Origin of the sequence: Chromobacterium vaccinii (genome assembly GCF_000971335.1) — a bacterium.
GTDB classification, from domain to species: Bacteria; Pseudomonadota; Gammaproteobacteria; order Burkholderiales; family Chromobacteriaceae; genus Chromobacterium; species Chromobacterium vaccinii.
Genome location: NZ_JZJL01000019.1, coordinates 1 through 24,271, shown reverse-complemented (window position 1 = coordinate 24,271; position 24,271 = coordinate 1). Strand labels below are relative to the sequence as shown.

Sequence of the window (24,271 nt, the reverse complement as noted above, 5' to 3'; positions counted from 1 at the left end):
GGCCGCCTCAGCCCTGGCGGAAGCGGACGATGGCGCGGGCAAAGGCTTCCACGGCCTCGATGTGCAGCACGTGGGCGGCGCCGGGCAGCACTTCCAGCTCCGCGCCCGGTATCAGTTCCTGCAGCAGCCGCGCCTGGTACAGCGGCGTCAGCCGGTCTTCGTCTCCGACCAGTATATGCACCGGGAGTTGCAATTGAGGCAGCCAGGTGCGGGCGTCGTGCTGGCGGACGCCATTGATCAGCCGGATCACGGCGTCCCAGTCCACCATGCCCGCCAGCAGTTTCAGATCGTCCAGCATGGCGGCGTTGCCGGCGAGAAAGCGGCTGGAAAACAGCCAGGGCACGCTGATCTGGTAGCGCAGGTCCAGGCCACCCTGGCTGTTGGCGGCGATCCAGCTGTCGCCGATGTGGTGGTTGACTGTATCGGCCCAGGCCAGCGTGCCGGCCAGCAGCAGGCGGCTCAGCCGGTCCGGATGGCGGTGCGCCAGATGCTGCGCCACCATGCCGCCGTAGGACAGGCCCGCCGCGTATACCTGCGGCAGTTGCAGCCAGTCCAGCAGCGCGGCGGCCAGATCGGCCTGATCGGCCAGCGCGTAGAGCTCGCCCGGCGGATGCTCGCTCTGCCCCTGGCCGAGGAAGTCCATGCGGATCACCCGGAAATGCGGCTCCAGCAGCGGCATCATCAGCGTCCAGCCCACGGTGGACATGGTGATGCCGTTCAGCAGCAGCAGCGGCTGGCTGCCGTGGCCGCTTTCCTCGTAATAGATCTGATGTCCGGCTAGCTGGGCATGCGGCATGGCGGGCGCTCCTGTCCTGGGCGGTGTCGTGCTTAATTCATTCTAGAACCGGGCGCGCCCGGCTGAACAGATGGCGGGCGCAAATCGCCAGTGTAATGTCGATGACATTTATTGTCGGTAGATTATCCAGGTTGAGCGGAATTCAGGCAGTCGGTCGAGAAATATGCAAACTTGCGTCGAGCCATCCCCGCCGGCCGGGATGGCGGGGTGGTGCCGGGAACTGGAGCAGATCATCGGACAGCGCCGGCTTCAGCCGGTGTTCCAACCCATCGTCGATCTGGAGGCGGGCGGCATCCTGGGTTACGAAGGGCTGATACGCGGCCCGTCCGACAGCACGCTGCACTCGCCGATGATGCTGTTCGAGGCGGCGGAGCGCTGCCAGATGCTGCTGTCGCTGGATCTGGCCTGCCTGCGCGCCTGCGCCGAGCGCTTCGCCGAGCTGGATCTGCCCGGTCTGCTGTTCGTCAACATCAATCCCGAAACGCTGCTGGCCGAGGAATCCCGTCCCGGCGCGCTGCAGTCCTTCCTGGCCCGCATCGGCCTGGATGCCAAGCGGGTGATCCTTGAGCTGACCGAAACCCGCCCCAATGGCGGCTACCTGGCCTTGCGCGAGGTGACTGCCCGGCATCGCGGCGACGGCCTGCGCATCGCGCTGGACGATCTGGGCGAGGGCTTTTCCAACCTCAGGCTGTGGTCGGAGCTGAGGCCGGACTTCGTCAAGCTGGACAAGCATTTCGTGCAGAACATCCATCTCGATCCCTTGAAAGAGCAGTTCGTCCGCTCGATGGCGGACATCGCCCGCCAGTCCGGCGCTCTGCTGGTGGCGGAGGGGATAGAGTCCGCGGCCGAGCTGCGCACGCTGTGCCGGCTGGGCGTGCGTTACGGCCAGGGCTATTTGCTTGCCCGGCCGCAGGCGGCGCCGACGCGCGAGATTCCGCTGCAGGCCGCCGCGCTGCCGTGGTTCGGCGGCCGCCGCCACGGCCTGCGCAACCAGCCGCTGGCGCGCGATCTGCTGCTGGAGGTGGAGCCGCTGGAAGCCGGCGTGCCGAACGAAACCGCCTACCGCCGCTTCGCCGACGATCCGGCCTGCTTCGCCATCCCGGTGGTGCAGGACGGCGTGCCGGTGGGCCTGCTGCGCCGCCACCATCTGCTGGAAAGCTTCGCCAAGCCGTTCAACCGCGAGCTGTACGGCAAGAAGCCCTGCCAACTGATGATGGACAAGCAGCCGCTGGTGGTCAGCGCCGACCTGACCGTGCACGAGCTGTCCAGCCTGGTGGTGGCGGCCGAGCAGCGCTATCTGGTGGACGGCTTCATCATCGCCGAGAACGGCCGCTATCTGGGCATGGGCACCGGCTTCGCGCTGATGCGCAAGATCACCGAGCTGCAGCTGTCCGCCGCGCGCTACGCCAATCCGCTGACCGGCCTGCCCGGCAACGTGCCGATCAACGAGACCATAGACCGGCTGCTGGAGATGCGGACGCCGGTCGTGGTGGTGTACGCCGATCTGGACCACTTCAAGCCCTTCAATGATTTGTACGGCTACGCCGCCGGCGATGCCCTGATCGAGTTGGTCGCCCACCTGCTGCTCGAGTGCGTGGACCAGGAGCGCGACTTCGTCGGCCATGTCGGCGGCGACGATTTCGTCGCGCTGATGCAGTCGGAAGACTGGGAATGCCGGCTGCGGCGGATGCTGGAGCAGTTCGGCGAGCTGGCGGCGCAGCATTTTTCCGACGCCCACCGCGCCGCCGGCGGCTTCGAGGTGGCTTCGCGCAACGGCGAGCCGGTGTTCCTGCCGCTGACCACGCTGTCGCTGGGCGTGGTGCGGGTGAGGGCGGGCCAGTACTTGAGCCACCACGAGATCGGCGCGGCGACGGCGGAAGCCAAGAAGCAGGCGAAGAAGCTGCCCGGCAACAGCCTGTTCGTCGAAAGGCGCCAGCCGGGCGCGTCGTCCTGCTGCGCTTGCGGCCGTTGAGCGCGCTGGGGCTTTGCATCGTTTTCTCCAAGTGTTTGATGTCTTAAACGCTGGCTTGCCGCAGCGCGGCATTTTTCTTGCTGAGGCGCGCAAACCACAGACGATCGTTCTAGCGCGATCAATCTTGCGATCCCCGCTTGTCAAATTTCTTAAACATGGCATAGGCTGTGTCCACGACTGGCGCATGAGACGCCGGCAGCCGCCCGCACCGCGGCAGGGGAGTGTGAGGACAGTCTTGCCGCAGGCCCGCGTCCTTCTCATTCCATCGCTCCATCTTTCCCGGCAATGCCGGCAGCGCTTTGCCATGCTGTAAACGTGCCGGCGGCGCCAAGAGGCGGACGGATTTGTCCGCCGCGTGTCTCAAGCGTCCAAAACAGCAAGCGGCGCCGGCAGGGCGCCGCAGTCGGAGGGAGTGGGAACATGTCGGAAGCCATCGCGGCCAGCAAGCAAGCAGCCAGCCCCATCGCCAGCGCGGCCCCGGCCGGCATCGTCGCAGGGGGCGAGCCGCCGTACCTGAGGATAAGCGGCGTGGTGAAGAAGTTCGGCGACCACCTGGCGGTGGATCACATCGACCTCGACATCCGCCGCAACGAGATCTTCGCCTTGTTGGGCAGCTCCGGCTGCGGCAAGTCCACGCTGCTGCGCATGCTGGCGGGGATGGAAACGCCCACATCCGGCCGCATCATTCTGGACGGCCAGGACATGCAGGGCCTGCAGCCGTACGAGCGGCCGGTCAACATGATGTTCCAGAACTACGCGCTGTTCCCGCACATGACGGTGGAGCAGAACGTCGCCTTCGGCCTGAAGCAGGACGGCGCGCCGCGGGACGAGATCGCCGAGCGGGTGGCGAAGATGCTGGACCTGGTGCAGATGCGCAAGTACGCCGGCCGCAAGCCGCATCAGCTGTCCGGCGGCCAGCAGCAGCGGGTGGCGCTGGCGCGCAGCCTGGTGAAGCGGCCCAAGCTGCTGCTGCTGGACGAGCCGCTGGGCGCGCTGGACAAGAAGCTCAGGCAGCAGACCCAGCTGGAACTGGTCAACACCATCGAGGCGGTGGGCGTCACCTGCATCATGGTCACCCACGATCAGGAAGAGGCGATGACCATGTCCAGCCGCATCGGCATCATGAGCGAGGGCAAGCTGCTGCAGGTGGGCACGCCGACCGAGATCTACGAATACCCAAGCTGTCGCTTCACCGCCGAATTCATCGGCGAGACCAATATGTTCGAAGGCGCGGTGGTGGTGGACGAGCCGGACCGGGTGGAGATCAATTCGCAGGAGCTGGGCGGCGTCATCCACATCGACCACGGCATCACCGGCCCCAAGGGCATGCGCGTGTGGGCCAGCGTGCGGCCGGAGGACGTGCGGCTGGACAAGCAGCCGCTGCAGCCCGGCGCCAACCGCGCCGCCGGCACGGTGCGGGACATCGCCTACCTGGGCAGCTACTCCGTCTATCACGTGAAACTGGCCGGCGGCAAGATCGTCAAAGCCGTGGTGCCATCGTCGCGCTGGTGCGACGCCAACGAGACCGCGCCCACCTGGGACGAGACGGTCTACCTCAGCTGGCGCGCCGATTCGCCGGTGGTGCTGACCCAGTGACATCCGCGTCCCCGGCTTGCCGGGGGCTTTCCCTTCGATCCGCCTTGAGGACTTTATGCTGCGTTTCGCCCATCAGCCGCATCCGCCATCCTATTACGCCGCCACCGCCCACGCCTGGGACCCGCAGCCTCCGCTGCGCGGCGAGGCAAGCTGCGACGTATGCGTGGTGGGCGGCGGGCTGGCTGGACTGTCGGCGGCGCTGAACCTGCGGGAGAAGGGCTTCTCCGTCATCCTGCTGGAGGGCTCGCACGTCGGTTTTGGCGCTTCCGGCCGCAACGGCGGCCAGGTGATCGCAGGCTACGCCGGCGACATGGACGGCATCCGCGCCCAGGTGGGAGAAGAGGCGGCCAAGGCGCTGTGGGACATGTCGGTGGAGGCGGTGGAAATCATAGACGAGCGCGTGCGCCGCCACGGCATCCAGTGCGACTGGCAGCGCGGCTATGTCAGCGCGGCGGTGAAGCCGCGCCATATGCGGGAGCTGGAAGACTGGCAACGCGAGGCCGAGGAGCGCTACGACTACGGCGGCATGCAGCTGTGGGACCGAGCGGCGCTGCGCGGCAAACTGGCTAGCGAACGTTACCAGGGCGGTCTGTTCGACCCGCGCTCCGGCCATCTGCATCCGCTCAACTACACGCTGGGCCTGGCCCGCGCGGCGTTGGCCGCCGGCGTGGACATCCACGAGCAGACGCCGGCGCTGCGCATCGAGCAGGGCGACGCGCCCAAGGTCTTCACCGAGCATGGCGTCGTGCGCTGCCGCCACCTGGTGCTGGCCTGCAATTCCTACATCGGCGCGCTGGCGCCGCGGCTGGAGCGGCGCATCATGCCGGCTGGCACCTATGTGATCGCCACCGAGCCGTTGGGCGAGGAGAGGGCGCGCGCGCTGATCGCCGACAATATGGCGGTGTGCGACACCAACTTCGTGCTCGACTACTACCGGCTGTCCGCCGACCACCGCTTGTTGTTCGGCGGCAAGGTCAGCTATTCCGGCCACGAGCCGCGCGATCTGGCCGGCTCCATGCGCGCCGACATGCTGCGGGTGTTTCCGCAATTGGCTGACGTCGGCATCGACTACGCCTGGGGCGGCTTCTGCGACATCACCGTCAACCGCGCGCCGGATTTCGGCCGCCTGTCCGGCAACGTCTACTACCTGCAGGGCTTCTCCGGCCACGGCGTCAACATCACCGGTCTGGCCGGCAAGGTGGTGGCCGAGGCGATCGCCGGCACCTCGTCGCGGCTGGACCTGTTTGCCAAGATCCGCCACCGCGACTTCCCCGGCGGCAAGCTGCTGCGCACCCCGGCGCTGGTGTTGGGGATGGCTTACTACCGGATGAGGGATTATCTGTAGACAGCGCCGGCGTAGGCGTTATGTTTGAAGCCCGGGCATGCGTGAGCGTGCTCGGGCTATTTATTTACTGCTTGTCCGCTGTAGCATAACTGCTGGTTTGTTTGCTGTATTATGCTGATTTCCAAGATATGAGCTTTTAGGATCGCAAGTTGGGCTGGGCTTGCGAAGCCCGATGTTTATCGCGATATATGGTGATCGATATTTATGGGGTCGTATTTTATTGGTAAACGTTGGGCTTCATTTAATTTAGCCCAACCTACGGTCCTGACTTATGGTCAATCGTACTCGGCGCAGGTTTGGTTTAAGAATAGCCAGGTAAACACGGCATTCCCAATTTGGGGGCAATGATGAAAGTAAAAAAAGAAATGTTTGATTTGCTCAGTTTGCTTAAGGTTTTTGATGCAAACTTTGTGAACGATGCTGGCTGCGTACAACTTCAAGGGCTGGATGTAAACAGTCCTAGCGGTGTAGCCAGTGCGGTTCGAGCGCTTCTCTTACCTGAGTTCCATACATACACAAAGGCTGCGCAGGATCGACTAACAAATCTGCTACGTATACTTATTGCCGATCCATCTGAGAACTTTGGCGCTCTCTTTGAACGTGTGATTTGATGATGAAATCACTGATCGGCGTGCCTTTATGGCTGCTTTATTGGCAGAGATAGAAGGCGCGTAGTCGTAGATCGGCTGGCATCCCATAGGTGGGTGCTAGCTGTCTAGGGCCGTAGGTTGGGCTGAGCTTGCGAAGCCCAACGTTTACCGTGATATATTGCGATCAATATTTATAGGATCATGAATTTTATCGGTAAGTGTAGGGCTTCATTTCATTTATCCCAAGCTACGGTTCTAGTACAAGATCATCAGTGCTATGGCGCTGACACTGTCTATCACATAAGCGGCGCATCCCTTTAATGGCGATGCGCCGTTTTCTTTTGGATCAAGAATTTATTAACAAGGGCCATAGGTTAGGCTGAACCAGCGCAGCTTAAGATTTCCCGTGATGTCATATGGTCAGAACAAATACCCCCCGGCATACAGCGCCGTCGCCGCGTTATTGATGATGGGTTTGTCGGGCGGCAGCCGGTCGGGCAGGAAGTTGGCACCCAGCGTCGCGCCCATCAGGTAGACCCGGCTGCCGTTGACGTGGAATGCCGGTCCGCCGGAATCGCCGGTGGCGGTGCTGCTGTTGTTGGATGCCTCGGCGATCAGCACGTCGGTGAAGTAGAGGTCGGGACGGCTTTGGCGCAGCACCTGGGCCTGGCGGGACGCGATGGCGGCGTTGCGGACCTGGAAAGGGTGGGACATGTTGAGCTGGCCGCCCTGGGCGTTCAGCACGTCGCCGAAGCCGGTGACGAACACGCCCTTGCCGGTCGGGTCCTGGCGGTAGAAGGCCAGGTCGCTGTTGCCGTAGGCCACGCGGTGCAGCGGGCTGGCGGCGATGTAGTCGCGTATCGGCAGCTTGGCTTTGAAAGAGATGAACATCAGGTCGTAGTCCCAGCGGCCGTGGCCGTTGCGGAATTCGATGTCGCTGCTCTCCGAGTCCAGCCTTTGTTCTTTCGCCGGCAACGGCTGGCGGGTGTTGTCCGGCGCGGTGGCGGGGTAGTCGTAGCCGACTTTCAGGCCGTCTAGAAAGCCGGTGATCAGATTGGCGACCTGGTCTTCGTTCCAAGCCGTCGGAGTGGCGATGTTGGCGCGCACGCACAGATTGTGCTTGGCGGTGACGATGCCCTGGATCTGGTTGGCGTCGATGACCAGCACGCCCGAGCCGGTGAAGCGGTCATTGCTCAGCCTGACCGAGCTGAACTGGATCTGCTCCCTGACCGCTGGCGGCAGTTGGGCAAAGGCGTTCAGCGCGTCTCGCTTGGCGGTGTCGTTGAATTGCATGTTCCGCTCCTTCAGTCTGGGGCCGGCGGGGCGCGCGGCGTTCATTCGCAGGGACGCGGAGGGGGCCGGTTTGTGAAGGGCGGCCGGCGCGGGGCCCCGCGGATCCATGCCATGCCTGGCTTGCGGGGCGGCGCAGCGCGGAAGCCGGGAGGACTCAGTCGAAGATCAGCCGATTGCCGACGGCGATATTTGTCTGCCTGGGCAGGAAGTGGCGGGCGTAGCCGCTGCAATGGCAGGCGAAGAGCTGGGTGCCGGCCTGGGACTGGAAATAGCGGCGGACATTCAGCAGACGCAGCGGGCCGGAGCTGCGCAGGTGGAAGCCGCCTATCACCGCCCGCACGCGGCTGTCACCGCAAACTTCCATCGCGTAATCGACGGTGTGGCGGATGCCGGAGTGGGCGCAGCCGCTGAAGATGATCAGGCCTTTCTCCGTGCGGCAGACCAGCGCGGAGTCGTCTTCCACCTGGTCCGGCGCGCTGCGGCGGGTTTGCGGCCACAGCCGGCCCATGGCGCGCCGGCCTTCGCGGTAAGTGCGGCGCGGAATGCGGCCGAGAAACACGAAGCCGTCGGCGAAAGGGTAAGGCTCGCGGTGCAGCTGAAGATCGAAGCGATTCTCCATATCGGCCGGGATAGCCGGAATGCCGAGTCGCCGCAGCCGCCACGGGCCCAGCATGGCGGCGCGCGGCAGCAAGGCGTGCGGATGCGCGATCAGCTGCGGCCGCTTGTCCGCCGGCAGGATGGGGGGCAGCGCGGATAGGCCGCCGCTGTGGTCGTAATGGCCGTGGGACAGCACCAGATGGCTGAGCGTGGACAGATCAACGCCCATCTTTGCGGCGTTATCCAGCAGCAGGCCGCTGCGTCCGGTGTCGAACAGCACGCGGTGGCCGTTGTGCTCTATCCATAGCGACAGGCCCGCTTCTGCCTGCAGGGCCGGCCGGTGGCTATGATTTTCCACCAATACGCTGACTCTCATCGGTGTTTGGCGAGCGTGCCGCGTCGCGTCGGGATCAATGCTGGTCTGGGCATTCTATGGGTGAGCAAGGATGCGATTACTGGCCGCGCATGAACAGCTTGTCCAGGTCGCGCATGGTCAGCCGGCTCCAGGTGGGGCGGCCGTGGTTGCATTGGCCGGAGCGCTCGGTGGCTTCCATGTCGCGCAGCAGCGCGTTCATTTCCGGCAAGGTCAACTGGCGGTTGGCGCGCACCGCGCCGTGGCAGGCCATGGTGGCCAAGAGTTCGTTGCGGCGCTCGGTCAGCACCTGGGTCAGGCCGAACTCGCGCACGTCCTTCAGCACCGCGCGAGCCAGGTCCACCGGATCGCCATCCTTCAGCCACACCGGCACGCCGCGCACGGCGATCTGGGTCGGCGACAGCGGCGCCAGCTCCACGCCCAGCCGTTTCATCTCCTCGCCATGCTCGTGGGCGGTGGCCACTTCCATCCGGTCGGCGGCGAAGGATACCGGCAGCAGCAGCGGCTGCAGCGGGATGGAGTCGGCTTCCAGCGCGGTTTTCAGCCGTTCGTAGACGATGCGCTCATGGGCGGCGTGCATGTCCACCAGGATCAGCCCTTCGGCGCACTGGCTGAGGATGTAGACGCCGTGCAGCTGGGCCAGCGCGAAGCCCAGCGGCGGGATGCCGTTTTCGTCGTGGGCGGGCATCGCCAGCACCGCCGGATGAGGCAGCGGCGCGGCAGGGGAGGGCATGGCCGGCTCGGCGCGCGATAGCGCCCGCTCTTCCTCGCGCAGGCCGCCGAACATCTTGTCGTAAACGCCCACCGCCTCGCGTGCGACGTTCAGCGGGATGGACTGCTGCTGATACTGGAAAGGCTGCGGCGCCGGCATGCCGGATGATGCCGGCCGGGGCGAGGCGCTGGCGAACAGCGGCGCCGACGCGCCGCGCGGCAGCTGCGGAGCGGCCGGTTCCGCGCCTTCCACCTGAACCGTCGGCGCGGCGCCGGCGCTGGTGCCGGCCAATGCCTTGTGCACGCAGTGGAACAGGAACTGGTGCACCGCCTGGCTTTCGCGGAAGCGGACTTCGATCTTGGTCGGGTGCACGTTGACATCCACGCCGGACGGCTCAAGCTGGAAGAACAGCGCGTAGGCGGGATGGCGGTCATGGTGCAGCACGTCGCGGTAGGCCTGGCGCAGCGCGTGCTGGGCGGTCTTGTCGCGGACGAAGCGGCCGTTGACGTAGAAGTACTGGGCGTCGCGGCTGGCCTTGGAATACGTGGGCGAGGCGACGAAGCCGGTCAGCGCCAGCGGGCCGGCCTGGCTGTCCAGCGGGATCGCGGCGGCGACGAAGTCCTTGCCCAGTAGCGCGGCCACGCGGTCCTCGGCGCTTTGCGAGGGCAGCCGCCACGCCACCTTGCCGTTGTGGCGCAGCAGGAACTCCACGTCCGGGTGCGCCAGTGCGATGCGTTCGAAAGTGGCCGCGCAGTGCGCGTACTCGGTGTTCTCGCTCTTCAGGAATTTGCGCCGAGCCGGGGTGTTGAAGTACAGGTCCACCACTTCCACGCTGGTGCCGTGCGGATGAGCGGCCGGCTCCACCGGGTGCAGCGTGCCGTCTATCGCGATGATCTGGTGGGCGTGGTCGGCGTCCTGCGGCCGGCTCACCAACGTCAGCCGCGACACGGACGCCACGCTGGCCAGGCCCTCGCCGCGGAAGCCCAGCGTGGATACCGATTCCAGATCGTCCAGCGAGGCGATCTTGCTGGTGGCGTGGCGGTCCAGCGCCAGCGGCAGGTCGTCGGCGGCGATGCCGGCGCCGTTGTCCGTCACCCGGATCAGCTTGATGCCGCCCTGGGCCAGGTCCACGCTGATCCGCGTCGAGCCGGCGTCCAGGCTGTTTTCCAGCATTTCCTTCAGCGCGGAGGCGGGGCGTTCCACCACCTCGCCGGCGGCGATCTGGTTGACGAGGTGGTCGGGCAGGCGTTGGATGCGTGTCATGGGCGGCGTTTGGGCGTGGTGTCAAAACAAAAGGCCGCGCGAAGCGGCCTTGTCGATTCTACTACGGATCAGCCGCGGGCGGCCGCGCGCTTGTGGCGCCAGATTTCGATCAGCCCCGGCAAGAACGATACGAAGATGATGCCGAAGATCAGCAATTCCAGATTCTTGCGCACGAAGGGCAGGTTGCCGAAGAAATAGCCGGCGTAGGTGAAGCCGACCACCCAGGCGACGGCGCCCACCACGTTGTAGCGCAGGAACTGCGGGTAGTGCATCTTGCCGATGCCGGCCACGAAGGGCGCGAAGGTGCGCACGATGGGCACGAAGCGGGCGAAGATGATGGTCTTGCCGCCGTGGCGCTCGTAGAAGGCGTGGGTCTTGTCCAGGTACTGTGGTTTGAGGATGCGCGGGAACATCTCGAACAGCCGCATGCCGACATTGCGGCCGATGGCGTAGTTGGTGGCGTCGCCCAGGATGGCGGCGACGATCAGCAGGATGACCAGCAGGTGCGGGTTCATCTGGCCCATGGCCGCCAGCGCGCCGGCGACGAACAGCAGCGAGTCGCCGGGCAGGAAGGGCGTGACCACCAGGCCGGTTTCGCAGAACACGATCAGGAACAGGATGGCGTAGATCCAGGGACCGTAGGCGGCCACCAGTTGGGTCAGGTGGGCGTCGATGTGCAGGATGAAGTCGATCAGAAACGTGATGGCTTCCATGATTTCCGTTATGAGCTAGGTGGGCAGACGCGAAACTGGCCGGACAAGCCGGCCAGTCGTTCAGAAGGCGATGATCAGACCACCGCTTCCTCTTTTTGTTTCACCGGCTTGATCATGTGCTCGCGCTTCACGCCCAGCCACAGCGCGATCGGGCTGGCCACCAGCACCGACGAGTAGATGCCGAACACGATGCCGATGGTCAGCGCCATCGCGAAGCCATGCAGCGCCGGGCCGCCGAACACCAGCATCGACACCACCATCATCTCGGTGGAGAAGTGGGTGATGATGGTCCGGCTCATGGTGGAGGTGATGGCATTGTCGATCACTTCGGCCACCGCGTGGCCGCGCATGCCCGGCTTGCGGAAGTTTTCGCGGATCCGGTCGAACACCACCACCGATTCGTTCACCGAGTAGCCCAGCACCGCCAGGATGCCGGCCAGCACGGTCAGCGAGAACTCCCAGCGGAAGAAGGCGAAGCAGCCAAGGATGATCACCACGTCGTGCATGTTGGCGATGATGGCCGCGACGGCGAAGCGCCATTCGAAGCGGATGGCCAGATAGAGCATGATGCCCACGCAGACCAGGATCACCGCGGTCAGGCCGTGGGAGACCAGCTCCTCGCCGACGCTGGGGCCGACGAAGTCAACCTTGCGCAGCTGCACGGTGGGATCGGCGGCTTTGAGCTGGCCCATCACCTTGTCGGACAGCTGGGCGGTGCTGGTGCCCGGCTTGTTCGGCAGGCGGATCATCACGTCGCGGCTGGTGCCCAGGTTCTGCACCGTGGATTCGCCCAGTTTCAGCGCGTCCACCTTCTCGCGGATCTGGTCCAGGTTGGCCGACTGCTGGTATTGCAGCTCCAGCACGGTGCCGCCGGTGAACTCCACGCTGAAGTTCAGGCCGCGGGTGGCCAGGAAGAACACGGCGAGCACGAAGGTCACCAGCGAGATCGCGGTGGTGAGCCGGCCGTAGCTCATGAACGGGATGTCCCGTTTGATGCGGAAAAGCTCCATGGTTTAGCCCTTGTTTTCCGGTTTCCACACCTGGCCGATGGCCAGCGAGGTCAGTTTGCGGCGACGGCCGTACCACAGGTGCACCAGGCCGCGCGACACCAGCACCGCCGAGAACATCGAGGTCATGATGCCCAGGCAGTGGACGATGGCGAAGCCGCGCACCGGGCCGGAGCCGAAGATCATCAGCGCCAGGCCGGCGATCAGCGTGGTGACGTTGGAGTCCAGGATGGTGTGCCAGGCGTGGTCGTAGCCGGAGTGGATCGCAGAGTGCGGCGGCATGCCGTTGCGCAACTCCTCGCGGATGCGCTCGTTGATCAGCACGTTGGCGTCGATGGCCATGCCCAGCGCCAGCGCGATGGCCGCGATGCCGGGCAGGGTCAGCGTGGCCTGCAGCATCGACAGCAACGCGATCAGCAGGAACACGTTGATCGCCAGCGACAACGCGGAGAACACGCCGAACAGGCCGTAGTAGAGCACCATGAACGCTGCGATGGCGGCGAAGCCCCACAGCGTGGCGTGGAAGCCCTTCTCGATGTTTTCCTTGCCCAGGCTCGGTCCGATGGTGCGCTCTTCGATGATGTTCATCGGCGCGGCCAGGGAGCCGGCGCGCAGCAAGAGGGCGGTGTCGTTGGCTTCGGCGCTGTTCATGCTGCCGGAGATTTCCACGCGGCCGCCGCCGATCTCGGTGCGGATCACCGGCGCGGTGACCACTTCCTTGCGGCCTTTTTCCACCAGCACCATCGCCATGCGCTTGCCGACGTTTTCAGCGGTCAGCTGGCGGAAGATGGCGGCGCCGGTGCTGTCCAGGTTGATGCTGACGGCGGGCGCGCCGAACTGGTCGAAGCTCGGCTGGGCGTCATTGATATTGTCGCCGGTCAGCTCCACGTCGCTCTTGAGCAGGATCTTGCTCTGGCCGCGGGAGGTGGCTTCGTCCAGCAGCTCGTAGCCTGCGGGCACGTTGCCGGCCAGCGCCTCGGCGACCTTGCCCTGGTCGTCCTCGACCATGTGCACTTCCAGCGTGGCGGTGCGGCCGATGATGTCCTTGGCGCGGGCGGTGTCCTGGATGCCGGGCAGCTGCACCACGATGCGGTTCGGGCCGGCCTGCTGGATGATGGGCTCGGTGGTGCCCAGCTCGTTCACGCGGTTGTGCAGCGTGGTGATGTTCTGCTTGACCGCGTCGTTCTGGATCTTGGTGATCTCTTCCGGCTTCAGCGTCAGCAGCAGCTTGTTGGCGGCGTCGTCGGTGCGGACCGCCAGGCTGGGCAGCATGCGATAGGCCACGTCCTGGGCCGACTTCAGCGTGTCTTCGTCACGCAGCTGCACTTCCAGCGTGTTGCCGTTGCGCTTGATGTTGCCGTAGCGCACTTGCTTGTTCTTCAGCTCGCGGCGCAGATCGCCGGCGTAGCGTTCCATCGCCTTGTCGGTGGCGGCTTGCATGTCCACTTCCAGCAGGAAGTGCACGCCGCCGCGCAGGTCTAGGCCCAGGAACATCGGGTTGGCGTGCAGCGCCGTCAGCCAGGACGGGGAGGCGGGCAGCAGGTTCAGCGCGATGATGTAGTTGTCGCCCAGCGCGTGCTGGATGGCGTCGCGCGCCTTCAGCTGGGTGTCGGTATCCTTGAAGCGGACCTTCAGGCTGTTGGCGTCGAGAAAGACGCCGTCGGGGCTGATGTTCTGCGACTTGAGCGCGTCTTCCACGCGCCCCATCACGGCGGAGTCCACCGGAATCGACTGGCGCGAGCTGGAGACCTGCACCGCGGGGGTCTCGCCGTAGAAATTGGGCAGCGTGTAGATTGCCGAGATGATCAGCGCCACCACGATGACGAGGTATTTCCAGAGAGGGTAGCGGTTCATGTTCTAGTTCTGGAGTGGGAAATGAACAAGGCCGCCTGCGGAGCGTTCCGGGGCGGCCGTGATGGGCTTACAGCGACTTCAGCGTGCCCTTTTCCAGCTTGGCGCCGACGGCGCTGCGCTGAACGTGGATTTCCACGTTGTCGGCGATTTCCAGGGTCAGGTATTGCTCGCTGACTTTGGATACGCGGCCGACGATGCCGCCCTGGGTGACCACTTCATCGCCCTTTTGCAGTTCGGACAGCATTTTCTGGGTTTCCTTCATGCGCTTCTGCTGAGGGCGGACCATCAGGAACCAGAACAGCACGAAGATCACGATCATGGGCAGGAAGCCCATCAGGTCGAAACCTGCGGGAGCTGCGCCGCCGGAGGCGAAGGCGGGAGTAATGAAGGACATCAGGGGAACTCCTAAATTTCGTTATGACTTCAAGTTTCGAACAGGGCATTGTAGCCATGCTCCATATCTTTTCCAACTATGGAGCGCGGCAAGGGCGTGGGACCGTCGGCGCGGGGCCGCGGTTCCCCGCCCGGCGCGCTTAGTTGACGCCGCGCGCGCGCTTGGCCGCGAACTCCAGGCGGAAGTCCTCGAAGCGGTCTTCCTCGATCGCCTTGCGGATCTCGCGCATCAGTTCCTGGTAGTAGTGCAGGTTGTGGATGGTGTTCAGCCGCGCGCCCAGGATTTCGCCGACGCGATGCAGGTGGTGCAGGTAGGCGCGGCTGAAATTGCGGCAGGCGTAGCACGCGCATTCCTCGTCCAGCGGCTTCTTGTCATCCTTGTAGCGCGCGTTCTTGATCTTGACGTCGCCCCACTGGGTGAAGATCCAGCCGTTGCGCGCGTTGCGGGTCGGCATCACGCAGTCGAACATGTCCACGCCGTTGGCGACGCCGTGCACCAGGTCTTCCGGCGTGCCCACGCCCATCAGGTAGTGCGGCTTCTCGGCCGGCAGCATGTCCTTCAGCTCGGTCAGCATCCGGTACATTTCCGGCTTGGGCTCGCCCACCGACAGGCCGCCGATGGCGATGCCGTCGAAGCCGACCTGCATCAGGCCTTCCAGCGACTCCTGGCGCAAATCGGTATAAAGGTTGCCTTGCACGATGCCGAACAGCGCGTTCGGATTTTTCAGGTCGTCGAAGGCGCGGCGCGAGCGCTCGGCCCAGCGCAGGCTCATCTGCAGCGATTTCTGCGCGGTGGCGTGGTCCACCTGGCCCGGCGTGCACTCGTCCAGCTGCATCACGATGTCCGAATTGAGCACGGTCTGGATCTTCATCGAGATCTCCGGGCTCAGGAACAGCTTGTCGCCGTTGATCGGGCTTTGGAAGGTGCAGCCCTCCTCGGTCAGCTTGCGCATGTCGGACAGGCTGAATACCTGGAAGCCGCCGGAGTCGGTCAGGATGGGCTTGTCCCAGCCGATGAACTCATGCAGGCCGCCGAACTGCTCGACGATCTCCAGGCCCGGGCGCAGCCACAGGTGGAAGGTGTTGCCCAGGATGATCTGCGCGCCGATGTCGTTCAGCTCGACCGGGCTCATCGCCTTGACCGAGCCGTAGGTGCCCACGGGCTGGAAGACCGGGGTCTCCACGGTGCCGTGGTTCAGCTCCAGCGTGCCGCGCCGCGCGCCGCCGGAGGTCTTGTGTACGGTAAACTTCAACATTATTCGAAGTATCGCTTCAGGGTTTGTTTAGCAAAATCAGTCCGCTAGTATACAGCAAGCGCGCGGGCTGCGCCGGTGTCGCAAAAAAGTGCTTGCCAAGATGGGGAGGCTCTTATACTATGCACACCTCGACGACAGGCACGTAGCTCAGTTGGTTAGAGCACCACCTTGACATGGTGGGGGTCGTTGGTTCGAATCCAATCGTGCCTACCAAATTAAATGCATGGAGTTACAAGTGAAAGTCTTGCGAACTACCACAGCCCGACATACTCACGGAAGCTGAGCCTTGCGGGTTGTGCCATGCGAAAAAGAAGTGCGGCTCAGGCCGCACTTTTTTTTACCCTTTTGCTTTAGACTCGATCACAAAAATCTCTCGCCCTCGTTGGAGTTGACATGCCAGACATTCGCTTGCCGGACGGCTCGGTCCGTTCTTTCGACAAACCGGTAACGGTTCATGAAGTGGCCGCGTCCATCGGCGCCGGTCTGGCGCGCGCCGCGCTGGCGGGCCGCGTGGACGGCCAGCTGGTGGATACCAGCTACCTGATCGACCGCAACGCGGATCTGGCCATCGTCACCGACAAGGACGCCGACGGCCTGTCCATCATCCGCCACTCCACCGCTCACTTGCTGGCTTATGCTGTCAAGGAGCTGTTCCCGGAAGCGCAGGTGACCATCGGGCCGGAGATCGAGAACGGCTTCTACTACGATTTCGCCTACAAGCGTCCGTTCACGCCGGAAGATCTGGCGACGATCGAGAAGAAGATGGCCGAGCTGGCGAAGAAGGACATTCCGGTCGAGCGCTACGAGCTGCCGCGCGACGAGGCCATCGCCTACTTCAAGAGCATCGGCGAGGCCTACAAGGCCGAAATCATCGAATCGATACCGCAGGGCGAAGTGCTGTCGCTGTATCGCGAAGGCGAATTCACCGACTTGTGTCGCGGCCCGCACGTGCCGTCCACCGGCAAGCTGAAGGTGTTCAAGCTGATGAAGGTGGCCGGCGCCTACTGGCGCGGCGACAGCAAGAACGAAATGCTGCAGCGCGTGTACGGCACCGCCTGGGCCAAGAAGGAAGATCTGGACGCCTACCTCTATATGCTGGAAGAGGCGGAAAAGCGCGACCACCGCAAGCTGGGCGTGCAGTTGGACCTGTTCCACCTGCAGGACGAGGCGCCGGGCATGGTGTTCTGGCATCCCAAGGGCTGGCGGCTGTGGCAGAGCGTCGAGCAATACATGCGCGACAAGCTGAATCGCGAAGGCTACAAGGAAATCCGCACGCCGATGATGATGGACGCCCATCTGTGGGAGCGTTCCGGCCATGCGGCCAACTACCGCGAGAACATGTTCATCACCGAGTCGGAAAAGCGCGACTACGCGGTGAAGCCGATGAACTGCCCGGGCCACGTGCAAGTGTTCAACAGCGGTCTGCGCTCGTATCGCGACCTGCCGCTGCGCTACGCCGAGTTCGGCGCCTGTCACCGCAACGAGCCGTCCGGCGCGCTGCACGGCATCATGCGCGTGCGCGGCTTCGTACAGGACGATGGCCATATCTTCTGCACCGAAGACCAGATCAACCAGGAGGCCAAGGATTTCCACCGCCTGGTGATGGAAGTGTATGACCGCTTCGGCTTCGACAAGGTGTCGATTAAGCTGGCGCTGCGTCCGGAAAAACGCATCGGCGAGGAGTCCACCTGGGACAAGGCCGAGGAAGGCATGCGCGAAGCGCTGCGCGCCTGCGGCGTGGAGTGGGAAGAGTTGCCGGGAGAGGGCGCCTTCTACGGTCCGAAGATCGAATACCACATCAAGGACGCGCTCGGCCGCTCCTGGCAGTGCGGCACGCTGCAGCTCGATTTCATGCTGCCGGAGCGCCTGGATGCCGAATATGTGGCTGATGACAACAGCCGCAAGCGCCCGGTGATGCTGCACCGCGCGGCGCTGGGATCGCTGGAGCGTTTCCTCGGCATTTTGATCGAAAACCATGCCGGCGCTTTCCCGCTGTGGCTGGCGCCGGTGCAGATGGTGGTGATGAATATCACCGAAGCGCAGGCGGATTATGCGGTTGAAATTGCGAAAGAGCTTGAGAAACAAGGATTCCGAGTCGCGCTTGACTTGAGAAACGAGAAGATCGGCTATAAAATTCGCGAACACAGCCTGCAGAAGTTGCCGTATCAGATCGTGATCGGCGACAAGGAAAAGGCAGGCGGTTTGGTTGCCGTGCGCGCCCGGGGCGAAGATCTGGGTCAGCTCACGCTGGATGCGTTCATCGCGCGCCTCAAGGCTGAGATGCCTGGGGCCTGATCCGGCGGCGGCATACTTATCATTTATTAGGAGATTTCAGCTATAGCTCAGGAACGCGAAGCACGGATCAACGGCGAGATTACCGCTCGTGAGATCCGTCTGGTAGGTAAGGAAGGTGAGCAGATTGGCATCGTCAGTCTGCGTGAAGCGATGGCTCTGGCCGAAGAGGGCGATGTGGATCTGGTGGAGATTTCCCCGACCGCTCAGCCCCCGGTGTGCAAGCTGATGGACTACGGCAAGTACAAGTACGAGATGTCCAAGAAGCGTCACGAAGCCAAGCAGAAGCAGAAGCAGGTTCAGATCAAGGAAATCAAGTTCCGTCCGGGCACCGACGATGGCGACTACAACGTCAAGTTGCGCAACCTGGTCCGTTTCCTGACTGAAGGCGATAAGGCCAAGGTCACCCTGCGCTTCCGCGGTCGTGAGATGGCACACCAGGATATCGGCCTCGCGCTGCTCAAGCGCGTGGAAGCCGACCTGGCGGAAGTGGGCACTGTGGAACAGTTCCCGCGACTGGAAGGCCGCCAGATGGTCATGATGATTGCGCCGAAGAAGAAATAATCGGTATAATCATTTTTCGACACGGCAGAGTGCGCTCTGCCGTGTCGATTTTGTAGGTCGGCAACGATCTGCTCAAAAGCGTGACGCAGCGGTTTCAAGAGCCTTCGGGCCACCCTGTGTCTAATCTAAACAAAATTCAGCAGGAGCATTTCCATGCCGAAAATGAAGACCAAGTCGAGCGCGAAGAAGCGTCTCAAAGTACTGGGTGGCGGTGGTTTCAAGCGTGCACACGCCTTCAAGCGTCACATCCTGACCAAGAAGACCACCAAGAACAAGCGCCAATTGCGCGGCACCTCCATGGTGGACGCGACCAATGTGGCCTCTGTTCGCGCCATGATGCCCTACGCTTAAGGAGACCTGAAATATGCCACGCGTAAAACGCGGTGTAACCGCACGTGCTCGTCACAAGAAAATCCTCGCCCTGGCGAAAGGCTATCGCGGCCGCCGGAAGAACGTCTATCGCATCGCCAAACAGGCGGTGATGAAGGCGGGTCAATACGCCTACCGCGACCGTCGTCAGAAAAAGCGTCAGTTCCGTCAACTGTGGATTGCCCGTATCAACGCAGCTTCCCGTGAAAACGGCCTGCCGTACAGCAAGTTCATGAACGGCCTGAAGAAAGCCGCTATCGAAATCGACCGCAAGGTCCTGGCCGATCTGGCCGTGTTCGACAAGCCGGCTTTTGCGCAGATCGTCGAAAAGGCGAAAGCAAGCCTCGCTGCTTAATCGCCGGGACGGATCTGAAGGGAGGCAAACATTTGCCTCCCTTTTTTTCTTCCGGACGGCCTTCCCAGAGTGCTGATCAGAGCGGGTATGCGCAATGCCCGATGTGATCAGCCTTCTATTCGCATACGGTGTGGGACACGATGAACAACGTTGACGCGATTCTCCAAGCAGGCCAGGCGGCAGTCGCCGCCGCGGCCGATCTGATCGAGCTCGAACAGGTCAAGGCGCGCTTCCTTGGCAAGAGCGGCGAGCTGACCGAACTCCTCAAGCAGCTGGGCAAGCTGGCGCCGGAAGAGCGCAAGGCCGCCGGCGCCACCATCAATCAAGCCAAGCAAGCGTTCGAAGCTGCGCACAACGACAAGCGCGACCAGCTCAACGCCGCCAAGCTGGAAGCCCAGCTGGCCGCAGAGGCCCTGGACGTCACGCTGCCGGGCCGCGGCTCGGCTGGCGGCGGCCTGCATCCGGTGGCGCTGACGCTGGAGCGCATCGCCGGCCTGTTCCGCACCATGGGCTTCGAAGTGGCCGACGGCCCGGAAATCGAAAGCGATTTCTACAACTTCCAGGCGCTGAACATTCCGGAAAACCATCCGGCCCGCGCGATGCAGGATACCTTCTACGTGGAAAACGGCGACGTGCTGCGCACGCATACCAGCCCGATCCAGGCGCGCTTCATGGAAAGCCACCAGCCGCCGATCAAGATCGTCGCGCCGGGCCGCGTGTACCGCGTCGACTCCGACGCCACCCATTCGCCGATGTTCCACCAGATGGAAGGCCTGTGGGTGGACGAAGGCGTATCCTTCGCCGACCTGAAGGCGGTGGTCACCGACTTCCTGCGCCGCTTCTTCGAGCGCGACGATCTGCAGGTGCGCTTCCGCCCGTCCTTCTTCCCGTTCACCGAGACCTCGGCCGAGATCGACGTGCTGGACGAGCAGGGCAAATGGTTGGAAGTGGGCGGCTGCGGCATGGTGCATCCCAAGGTGCTGAGCATCGCCAATATCGACCCGGAAAAGTACACCGGCTTCGCCTTCGGCATCGGCCTCGACCGTTTCGCCATGCTGCGCTACGGCGTCAACGACCTGCGCCTGTTCTTCGAGAACGATCTCAACTTCCTGAAGCAATTCAACTGATCGCGCACGGAGCCGACTATGCAATTTTCCGAACAATGGCTGAGAAGCTGGGTCAATCCGGCGCTGAATACCGAACAATTGTCCGAGCTGCTGACCATGGCTGGCTTGGAGGTGGAAGAAACCCAAGCCGCCGCTCCGGCCTTCTCCGGCGTGGTGATCGCCGAGGTGAAAGAGTGCGTCAAGCATGAGAACGCCGACCGCCTGCGCGTGACCAAGGTCGACGTGGGCACTGGCGAATTGATCCAGATCGTCTGCGGCGCGCCCAACGTCGCCGTCGGCGTGCGCGTGCCGTGCGCGCTGCCTGGCGCGGTGCTGCCGGGCGATTTCAAGATCAAGCCGACCAAGATGCGCGGCGTGGAGTCGGGCGGTATGCTGTGCTCCGGCAAGGAGCTGGGCGTGCCGGAAGACGTGGATGGCCTGATGCTGCTGCCGGCCGACGCGCCCGTGGGTCAGAGCATCCGCGATTACCTGGGCCTGGACGACCAGCTGTTCACGCTGAAGATCACCCCCAACCGAGCCGATGGCTTGTCGATCCGCGGCATCGCCCGCGAAGTGGCGGCGCTGACCGGCGCCGCGCTTGCCCCGGTGGCCATCGCCCCGGTGGCGCCGTCCATCGACGACGTCCGCTCGGTGAAGATCGAGTCCCGCCAAGCCTGCGGCCGCTATCTGGGCCGCGTGGTCAAGGGCGTCGACGCCGCCGCGGCCACGCCGGCCTGGATGCGCCAGCGCCTGGAGCGTTCCGGCCTGCGCTCGATCTCCGCGATCGTCGACATCACCAACTACATCCTGCTGGAGCAGGGCCAGCCTATGCATGCTTTCGATCTGGCCAAGATTGAGGGCGGCATCACCGTGCGCCAGGCGCGGGCCGGCGAGAGCCTGCTGTGCCTGAACGAAAAGACCGTCGAGCTGCAGGCCAAGCACCTGGTGATCGCCGACGATGCCAAGCCGCTGGCCATGGGCGGCATCATGGGCGGCGAGCACAGCGGCGTCACCACCGCAAGTCGCGACATCTTCCTGGAGTCCGCGTTCTTCGCGCCGGAAGCGATCGCCGGCAAGGCGCGCGAGTTGGGTTTCGGCTCCGATTCGTCCTACCGTTACGAGCGCGGCGTCGATTTCGCGCTGCAGCGCGAAGCGATCGAGCGCGCCACCCGCCTGGTGCTGGACATCTGCGGCGGCGAAGCCGGCCCGGTGGTCGAGGAGGTGGCCGAGCTGCCGAAGCGCCAATCGGTCAAGCTGCGCGTGGCGCGCGTGGCCAAGGTGCTGGGCGTGGCGCTGTCCGCCGAGCAAATCGGCGACATTCTGTCCCGTTTGAGCCTGCCCTACACGCTGGCCGATGAAGTCTTCATCGTGCAGGCGCCGTCGTTCCGCTTCGATATCGAGATCGAGGAAGACCTGATCGAGGAAGTGGCGCGAGTCTACGGCTACAACGCCATTCCGGCCGACGCGCCGCGTTCCGGCATGCGCATGCTGGCGCAGCCGGAAGAGAAGCGGCCAGTGGATCAGCTGCGCCACCTGCTGGCCGGCCGCGATTACCAGGAGGTGGTCAGCTACGCCTTTGTCGACGAGCGCTGGGAGCGCGATTTCGCCGGCAACGACAATGCGATCCGCCTGCAGAACCCGATCGCCAGCCAGATGAGCGTGATGCGCTCGACGCTGATCGGCGGCCTGGTCGACGTGCTGGCCGGCAACATTAACCGCAAGCAGCCGCGCGTGCGGCTGTTCGAAGTGGCGCGCGTGTTCCTGCGCGGCGCGAACGGTTTCGACCAGCCGGAACGAGTGGCCGGCCTGGCCTGGGGTCCGCGGCTGTCCGAGCAATGGGGCGCCAAGTCCGAGCGCGTCGATTTCTTCGATGCCAAGGCCGATGTCGAAGCCTTGCTGCATCCGGTCAAGGCCGAGTACCGCAAGGCGGCCCATCCGGCCTTCCATCCCGGCCGCTGCGCCGAGGTGCTGGTGGACGGCAAGGCGGTCGGCGTGATCGGCGAGCTGCATCCGCAGTGGGTGCAGGCCTATGACTTGGTCAACGCGCCGGTGCTGTTCGAGCTGGATCTGGCGGCCGCTACCGCGCGCAGCCGCATCAAGGCGCAGCCGGTCAGCAAGTTCCAGTCGGTGCGCCGCGACCTGGCGCTGCTGGTGGACGAGGCTGTGACTGTGGCGCAGCTGCTGTCCGCATTCGACGCCAAGCGCGCTGAAGTCGTCACCGATATCGCCTTGTTCGACGTTTATCGCGGCAAGGGCGTCGCCGAAGGCAAGAAGAGTCTGGCCTTTAGCGTGCTGATGCAGGACAATAGCCGAACCCTGACCGACGAGGACGTGGAGCCGGCGATGCAGGCCCTGCTGGACGCGGTGTCGGAACTGGGCGCGCAACTGCGCGTGTGATCAAGATGTGGGCGGGCGGATCCCAATGGATCCGCCCGTCGATTGTGGTTTAGAAGTTTGAGGGGAATGTCATGACTTTGACGAAGGCTGAACTGGCCGATTTGCTGTTTGACCAGGTTGGTCTGAACAAACGCGAAGCCAAGGACATGGTCGAGTCGTTTTTCGAAGAGATCCGGCTGGCGCTGGAGTCTGGGGATTCGGTTAAGCTGTCCGGTTTCGGCAACTTCCAGTTGCGCGACAAGCCGCAGCGTCCGGGCCGCAATCCCAAGACCGGGGAAGAGATTCCCATCACCGCCCGCCGTGTGGTAACGTTCCACGCAAGCCAGAAACTCAAGGGAATGGTTGAGCAATACCATGCTAACAAGCAAGGCTGATCTGCCGTCGATTCCGTCCAAGCGTTACTTCACCATCAGCGAAGTCGGCGAACTCGCTGGGGTGAAGCCGCATGTGCTGCGTTATTGGGAGCAGGAGTTTTCCCAGTTGCGCCAGGTGAAACGGCGCGGCAATCGCCGTTATTACCAGCATCATGAAGTTTTGCTGGTGCGCCGCATTCGCGAATTGCTGTACGACGATGGCTTCACCATTCAGGGCGCTCGCCAGCGGCTGGGAATGGGCGATGATAGCGAACGCCCGGTTACCGCGCAGGAAGTGCGCGCCGAATTGGAATCCATCCTTGAATGGTTGGATTCGGGTATTGGCAAAAAATAATAAATCAGTTACACTGTGTTTCTCTTGAGTCGGGGTGTAGCGCAGCCTGGTAGCGCACCTGCATGGGGTGCAGGGGGTCGGAAGTTCGAATCTTCTCACCCCGACCAATAGAGCCTTGTTTTTAAAGTAATTAAGCCCTGTTCCCGCAGGGCTTTTTTATTGTCTCCTTCGATGGCGTGGGGATTTTGTGGGGTTGTGGCATCAGGTGGTTTTCCTTCTTAGCATGGTGGGGGAAACAAGCTGTCGTTGATCTGTTTCGCTTACCCTTTCCGCCATTTCGATCAGATGCCCGATTTCGGGAGCTGAGTAGTGTGTCGTTACGTTCTTACTCACGTGGCCTAGCAAGACTTGCCGATCTTCAAATGACACGCCCGCGATCCTTAGTCGGTGCCCGAAGGTGTGCTTCAGGTCATGAACCCGGAACGCAGCAAAGCCGGGGTTTGCTTTTCGCAAATATTGCTTGGTGAACTTTTCAGCTGCTCTCTTCCGTGCTTTTCTCCACGCGTGTCCGTTCATCTTCTCTATGTTGTCTTCTTCGCTTGGTTGTTTATTTTCATGAAATGGGAACACGTATATAGGGTGCGCCCCTCGCATAGAATCGACCACTCCTTTCGCAACTGTATTTAGTATAACAAGCCGATCCATTCCATTTTTTACACCTGAATTCTCAGTTCTTCCGCAAAATGTTGCCGGGATTATAAATATACTGGTGTTTAGCTC

Annotated in this window: 22 protein-coding genes and 2 tRNA genes; 14 read left to right on the top strand and 10 right to left on the bottom strand. The window is 63.3% G+C overall.

Annotated features, from left to right (window positions below; translation table 11 throughout):
* Window positions 1-7 precede the first annotated feature (7 nt).
* Window positions 8-796 (bottom strand): alpha/beta fold hydrolase, encoded by a 789-nt coding sequence (locus tag VL52_RS11130; RefSeq protein WP_046157101.1) that lies wholly within the window; start codon window positions 794-796, stop codon window positions 8-10.
* Between the two features lie 163 nt (window positions 797-959).
* Here VL52_RS11130 and VL52_RS11125 point away from each other — a divergent pair, with 163 nt between their 5' ends.
* The 4 genes from VL52_RS11125 to VL52_RS23975 all read left to right on the top strand — a co-directional run bounded on the left by VL52_RS11125 (window position 960) and on the right by VL52_RS23975 (window position 6,320).
* The gene (locus VL52_RS11125) at window positions 960-2,768 is read left to right on the top strand and encodes a GGDEF domain-containing protein (RefSeq protein WP_046157100.1); all 1,809 of its coding nucleotides are present in this window, start codon (window positions 960-962) and stop codon (window positions 2,766-2,768) included.
* 420 nt (window positions 2,769-3,188) lie between these two features.
* Window positions 3,189-4,364 carry an ABC transporter ATP-binding protein gene (locus tag VL52_RS11120; protein ID WP_082113717.1) on the top strand — a complete coding sequence of 392 codons (1,176 nt, stop codon included), beginning with the start codon at window positions 3,189-3,191 and terminating at the stop codon, window positions 4,362-4,364.
* Window positions 4,365-4,419: 55 nt separating this feature from the next.
* Window positions 4,420-5,709, top strand: a complete 1,290-nt coding sequence (locus VL52_RS11115; protein ID WP_046157099.1) for an NAD(P)/FAD-dependent oxidoreductase — start codon at window positions 4,420-4,422, stop codon at window positions 5,707-5,709.
* Window positions 5,710-6,056: 347 nt separating this feature from the next.
* The gene (locus VL52_RS23975) at window positions 6,057-6,320 is read left to right on the top strand and encodes a hypothetical protein (protein ID WP_200895994.1); all 264 of its coding nucleotides are present in this window, start codon (window positions 6,057-6,059) and stop codon (window positions 6,318-6,320) included.
* Window positions 6,321-6,719: 399 nt separating this feature from the next.
* On the opposite strand, the gene VL52_RS11110 is transcribed toward VL52_RS23975, so the two are convergent.
* The 8 genes from VL52_RS11110 to tgt all read right to left on the bottom strand — a co-directional run bounded on the left by VL52_RS11110 (window position 6,720) and on the right by tgt (window position 15,760).
* Window positions 6,720-7,592, bottom strand: a complete 873-nt coding sequence (locus VL52_RS11110) for a trypsin-like serine protease (RefSeq protein WP_046157098.1) — start codon at window positions 7,590-7,592, stop codon at window positions 6,720-6,722.
* Between the two features lie 154 nt (window positions 7,593-7,746).
* Window positions 7,747-8,565 (bottom strand): MBL fold metallo-hydrolase, encoded by an 819-nt coding sequence (locus VL52_RS11105; protein ID WP_046157097.1) that lies wholly within the window; start codon window positions 8,563-8,565, stop codon window positions 7,747-7,749.
* A gap of 76 nt (window positions 8,566-8,641) precedes the next feature.
* Complete coding sequence (gene mutL / locus VL52_RS11100; RefSeq protein WP_046157096.1) at window positions 8,642-10,537, bottom strand: DNA mismatch repair endonuclease MutL; 1,896 nt, start codon at window positions 10,535-10,537, stop codon at window positions 8,642-8,644.
* Between the two features lie 68 nt (window positions 10,538-10,605).
* Window positions 10,606-11,250 carry a DedA family protein gene (locus VL52_RS11095; protein ID WP_046157095.1) on the bottom strand — a complete coding sequence of 215 codons (645 nt, stop codon included), beginning with the start codon at window positions 11,248-11,250 and terminating at the stop codon, window positions 10,606-10,608.
* A 74-nt stretch (window positions 11,251-11,324) separates the two neighbouring features.
* Entirely contained in the window at window positions 11,325-12,260 is a 936-nt protein-coding gene (secF, locus tag VL52_RS11090) for a protein translocase subunit SecF (protein WP_046157094.1), read from the bottom strand.
* Window positions 12,261-12,263: 3 nt separating this feature from the next.
* The gene (secD, locus tag VL52_RS11085; protein WP_046157093.1) at window positions 12,264-14,111 is read right to left on the bottom strand and encodes a protein translocase subunit SecD; all 1,848 of its coding nucleotides are present in this window, start codon (window positions 14,109-14,111) and stop codon (window positions 12,264-12,266) included.
* Window positions 14,112-14,178: 67 nt separating this feature from the next.
* Window positions 14,179-14,505, bottom strand: coding sequence for a preprotein translocase subunit YajC (gene yajC, locus VL52_RS11080; protein WP_021477046.1), 327 nt, complete (start codon window positions 14,503-14,505; stop codon window positions 14,179-14,181).
* A 139-nt stretch (window positions 14,506-14,644) separates the two neighbouring features.
* Window positions 14,645-15,760: a tRNA guanosine(34) transglycosylase Tgt gene (tgt, locus tag VL52_RS11075; protein ID WP_046157092.1), complete on the bottom strand. Its 1,116-nt coding sequence runs from the start codon at window positions 15,758-15,760 to the stop codon at window positions 14,645-14,647.
* 136 nt (window positions 15,761-15,896) lie between these two features.
* Between tgt and VL52_RS11070 the strand changes: the two genes are divergently transcribed.
* The 10 genes from VL52_RS11070 (at window position 15,897) to VL52_RS11025 (ending at window position 23,658) form a co-directional block, all read left to right on the top strand.
* A tRNA-Val gene (locus VL52_RS11070) sits at window positions 15,897-15,973 on the top strand.
* A 180-nt stretch (window positions 15,974-16,153) separates the two neighbouring features.
* A complete protein-coding gene (gene thrS / locus VL52_RS11065; RefSeq protein ID WP_046157091.1) occupies window positions 16,154-18,055 on the top strand; it encodes a threonine--tRNA ligase in 1,902 nt (633 codons plus the stop codon).
* A 33-nt stretch (window positions 18,056-18,088) separates the two neighbouring features.
* On the top strand, window positions 18,089-18,616 hold the full coding sequence (infC, locus tag VL52_RS11060; protein WP_080509618.1) for a translation initiation factor IF-3: 528 nt from the start codon (window positions 18,089-18,091) through the stop codon (window positions 18,614-18,616).
* A gap of 153 nt (window positions 18,617-18,769) precedes the next feature.
* Window positions 18,770-18,967: a 50S ribosomal protein L35 gene (rpmI, locus tag VL52_RS11055; protein WP_011134904.1), complete on the top strand. Its 198-nt coding sequence runs from the start codon at window positions 18,770-18,772 to the stop codon at window positions 18,965-18,967.
* 13 nt (window positions 18,968-18,980) lie between these two features.
* A complete protein-coding gene (gene rplT / locus VL52_RS11050; protein WP_021477050.1) occupies window positions 18,981-19,340 on the top strand; it encodes a 50S ribosomal protein L20 in 360 nt (119 codons plus the stop codon).
* Window positions 19,341-19,480: 140 nt separating this feature from the next.
* On the top strand, window positions 19,481-20,467 hold the full coding sequence (pheS, locus tag VL52_RS11045; RefSeq protein ID WP_021477051.1) for a phenylalanine--tRNA ligase subunit alpha: 987 nt from the start codon (window positions 19,481-19,483) through the stop codon (window positions 20,465-20,467).
* A gap of 18 nt (window positions 20,468-20,485) precedes the next feature.
* Entirely contained in the window at window positions 20,486-22,843 is a 2,358-nt protein-coding gene (gene pheT, locus VL52_RS11040; RefSeq protein ID WP_046157090.1) for a phenylalanine--tRNA ligase subunit beta, read from the top strand.
* 71 nt (window positions 22,844-22,914) lie between these two features.
* Window positions 22,915-23,217 carry an integration host factor subunit alpha gene (locus VL52_RS11035; protein ID WP_011134908.1) on the top strand — a complete coding sequence of 101 codons (303 nt, stop codon included), beginning with the start codon at window positions 22,915-22,917 and terminating at the stop codon, window positions 23,215-23,217.
* Window positions 23,198-23,551 (top strand): MerR family transcriptional regulator, encoded by a 354-nt coding sequence (locus VL52_RS11030; RefSeq protein WP_021477053.1) that lies wholly within the window; start codon window positions 23,198-23,200, stop codon window positions 23,549-23,551. The genes VL52_RS11035 and VL52_RS11030 overlap by 20 nt, the downstream gene beginning before the upstream one ends.
* A gap of 30 nt (window positions 23,552-23,581) precedes the next feature.
* A tRNA-Pro gene (locus VL52_RS11025) sits at window positions 23,582-23,658 on the top strand.
* 94 nt (window positions 23,659-23,752) lie between these two features.
* Here VL52_RS11025 and VL52_RS23970 read toward each other — a convergent pair.
* The coding region (locus VL52_RS23970; RefSeq protein ID WP_144410216.1) for a tyrosine-type recombinase/integrase at window positions 23,753-24,271 on the bottom strand (519 nt) is incomplete at its 5' end.

Bases quoted from the DNA above. Each gene is read 5' to 3' on its own strand.
- pheS (WP_021477051.1), top strand. From the start codon at position 19,481: ATGAACAACGTTGACGCGATTCTCCAAGCAGGCCAGGCGGCAGTCGCC.
- VL52_RS23975 (WP_200895994.1), top strand. From the start codon at position 6,057: ATGAAAGTAAAAAAAGAAATGTTTGATTTGCTCAGTTTGCTTAAGGTT.
- VL52_RS11035 (WP_011134908.1), top strand. From the start codon at position 22,915: ATGACTTTGACGAAGGCTGAACTGGCCGATTTGCTGTTTGACCAGGTT.
- VL52_RS11105 (WP_046157097.1), bottom strand. From the start codon at position 8,565: ATGAGAGTCAGCGTATTGGTGGAAAATCATAGCCACCGGCCGGCCCTG.
- VL52_RS11110 (WP_046157098.1), bottom strand. From the start codon at position 7,592: ATGCAATTCAACGACACCGCCAAGCGAGACGCGCTGAACGCCTTTGCC.
- VL52_RS11115 (WP_046157099.1), top strand. From the start codon at position 4,420: ATGCTGCGTTTCGCCCATCAGCCGCATCCGCCATCCTATTACGCCGCC.
- pheT (WP_046157090.1), top strand. From the start codon at position 20,486: ATGCAATTTTCCGAACAATGGCTGAGAAGCTGGGTCAATCCGGCGCTG.
- VL52_RS11125 (WP_046157100.1), top strand. From the start codon at position 960: ATGCAAACTTGCGTCGAGCCATCCCCGCCGGCCGGGATGGCGGGGTGG.
- tgt (WP_046157092.1), bottom strand. From the start codon at position 15,760: ATGTTGAAGTTTACCGTACACAAGACCTCCGGCGGCGCGCGGCGCGGC.
- secF (WP_046157094.1), bottom strand. From the start codon at position 12,260: ATGGAGCTTTTCCGCATCAAACGGGACATCCCGTTCATGAGCTACGGC.
- secD (WP_046157093.1), bottom strand. From the start codon at position 14,111: ATGAACCGCTACCCTCTCTGGAAATACCTCGTCATCGTGGTGGCGCTG.
- yajC (WP_021477046.1), bottom strand. From the start codon at position 14,505: ATGTCCTTCATTACTCCCGCCTTCGCCTCCGGCGGCGCAGCTCCCGCA.
- VL52_RS11095 (WP_046157095.1), bottom strand. From the start codon at position 11,250: ATGGAAGCCATCACGTTTCTGATCGACTTCATCCTGCACATCGACGCC.
- mutL (WP_046157096.1), bottom strand. From the start codon at position 10,537: ATGACACGCATCCAACGCCTGCCCGACCACCTCGTCAACCAGATCGCC.
- rpmI (WP_011134904.1), top strand. From the start codon at position 18,770: ATGCCGAAAATGAAGACCAAGTCGAGCGCGAAGAAGCGTCTCAAAGTA.
- VL52_RS11130 (WP_046157101.1), bottom strand. From the start codon at position 796: ATGCCGCATGCCCAGCTAGCCGGACATCAGATCTATTACGAGGAAAGC.
- thrS (WP_046157091.1), top strand. From the start codon at position 16,154: ATGCCAGACATTCGCTTGCCGGACGGCTCGGTCCGTTCTTTCGACAAA.
- VL52_RS11120 (WP_082113717.1), top strand. From the start codon at position 3,189: ATGTCGGAAGCCATCGCGGCCAGCAAGCAAGCAGCCAGCCCCATCGCC.
- VL52_RS11030 (WP_021477053.1), top strand. From the start codon at position 23,198: ATGCTAACAAGCAAGGCTGATCTGCCGTCGATTCCGTCCAAGCGTTAC.
- rplT (WP_021477050.1), top strand. From the start codon at position 18,981: ATGCCACGCGTAAAACGCGGTGTAACCGCACGTGCTCGTCACAAGAAA.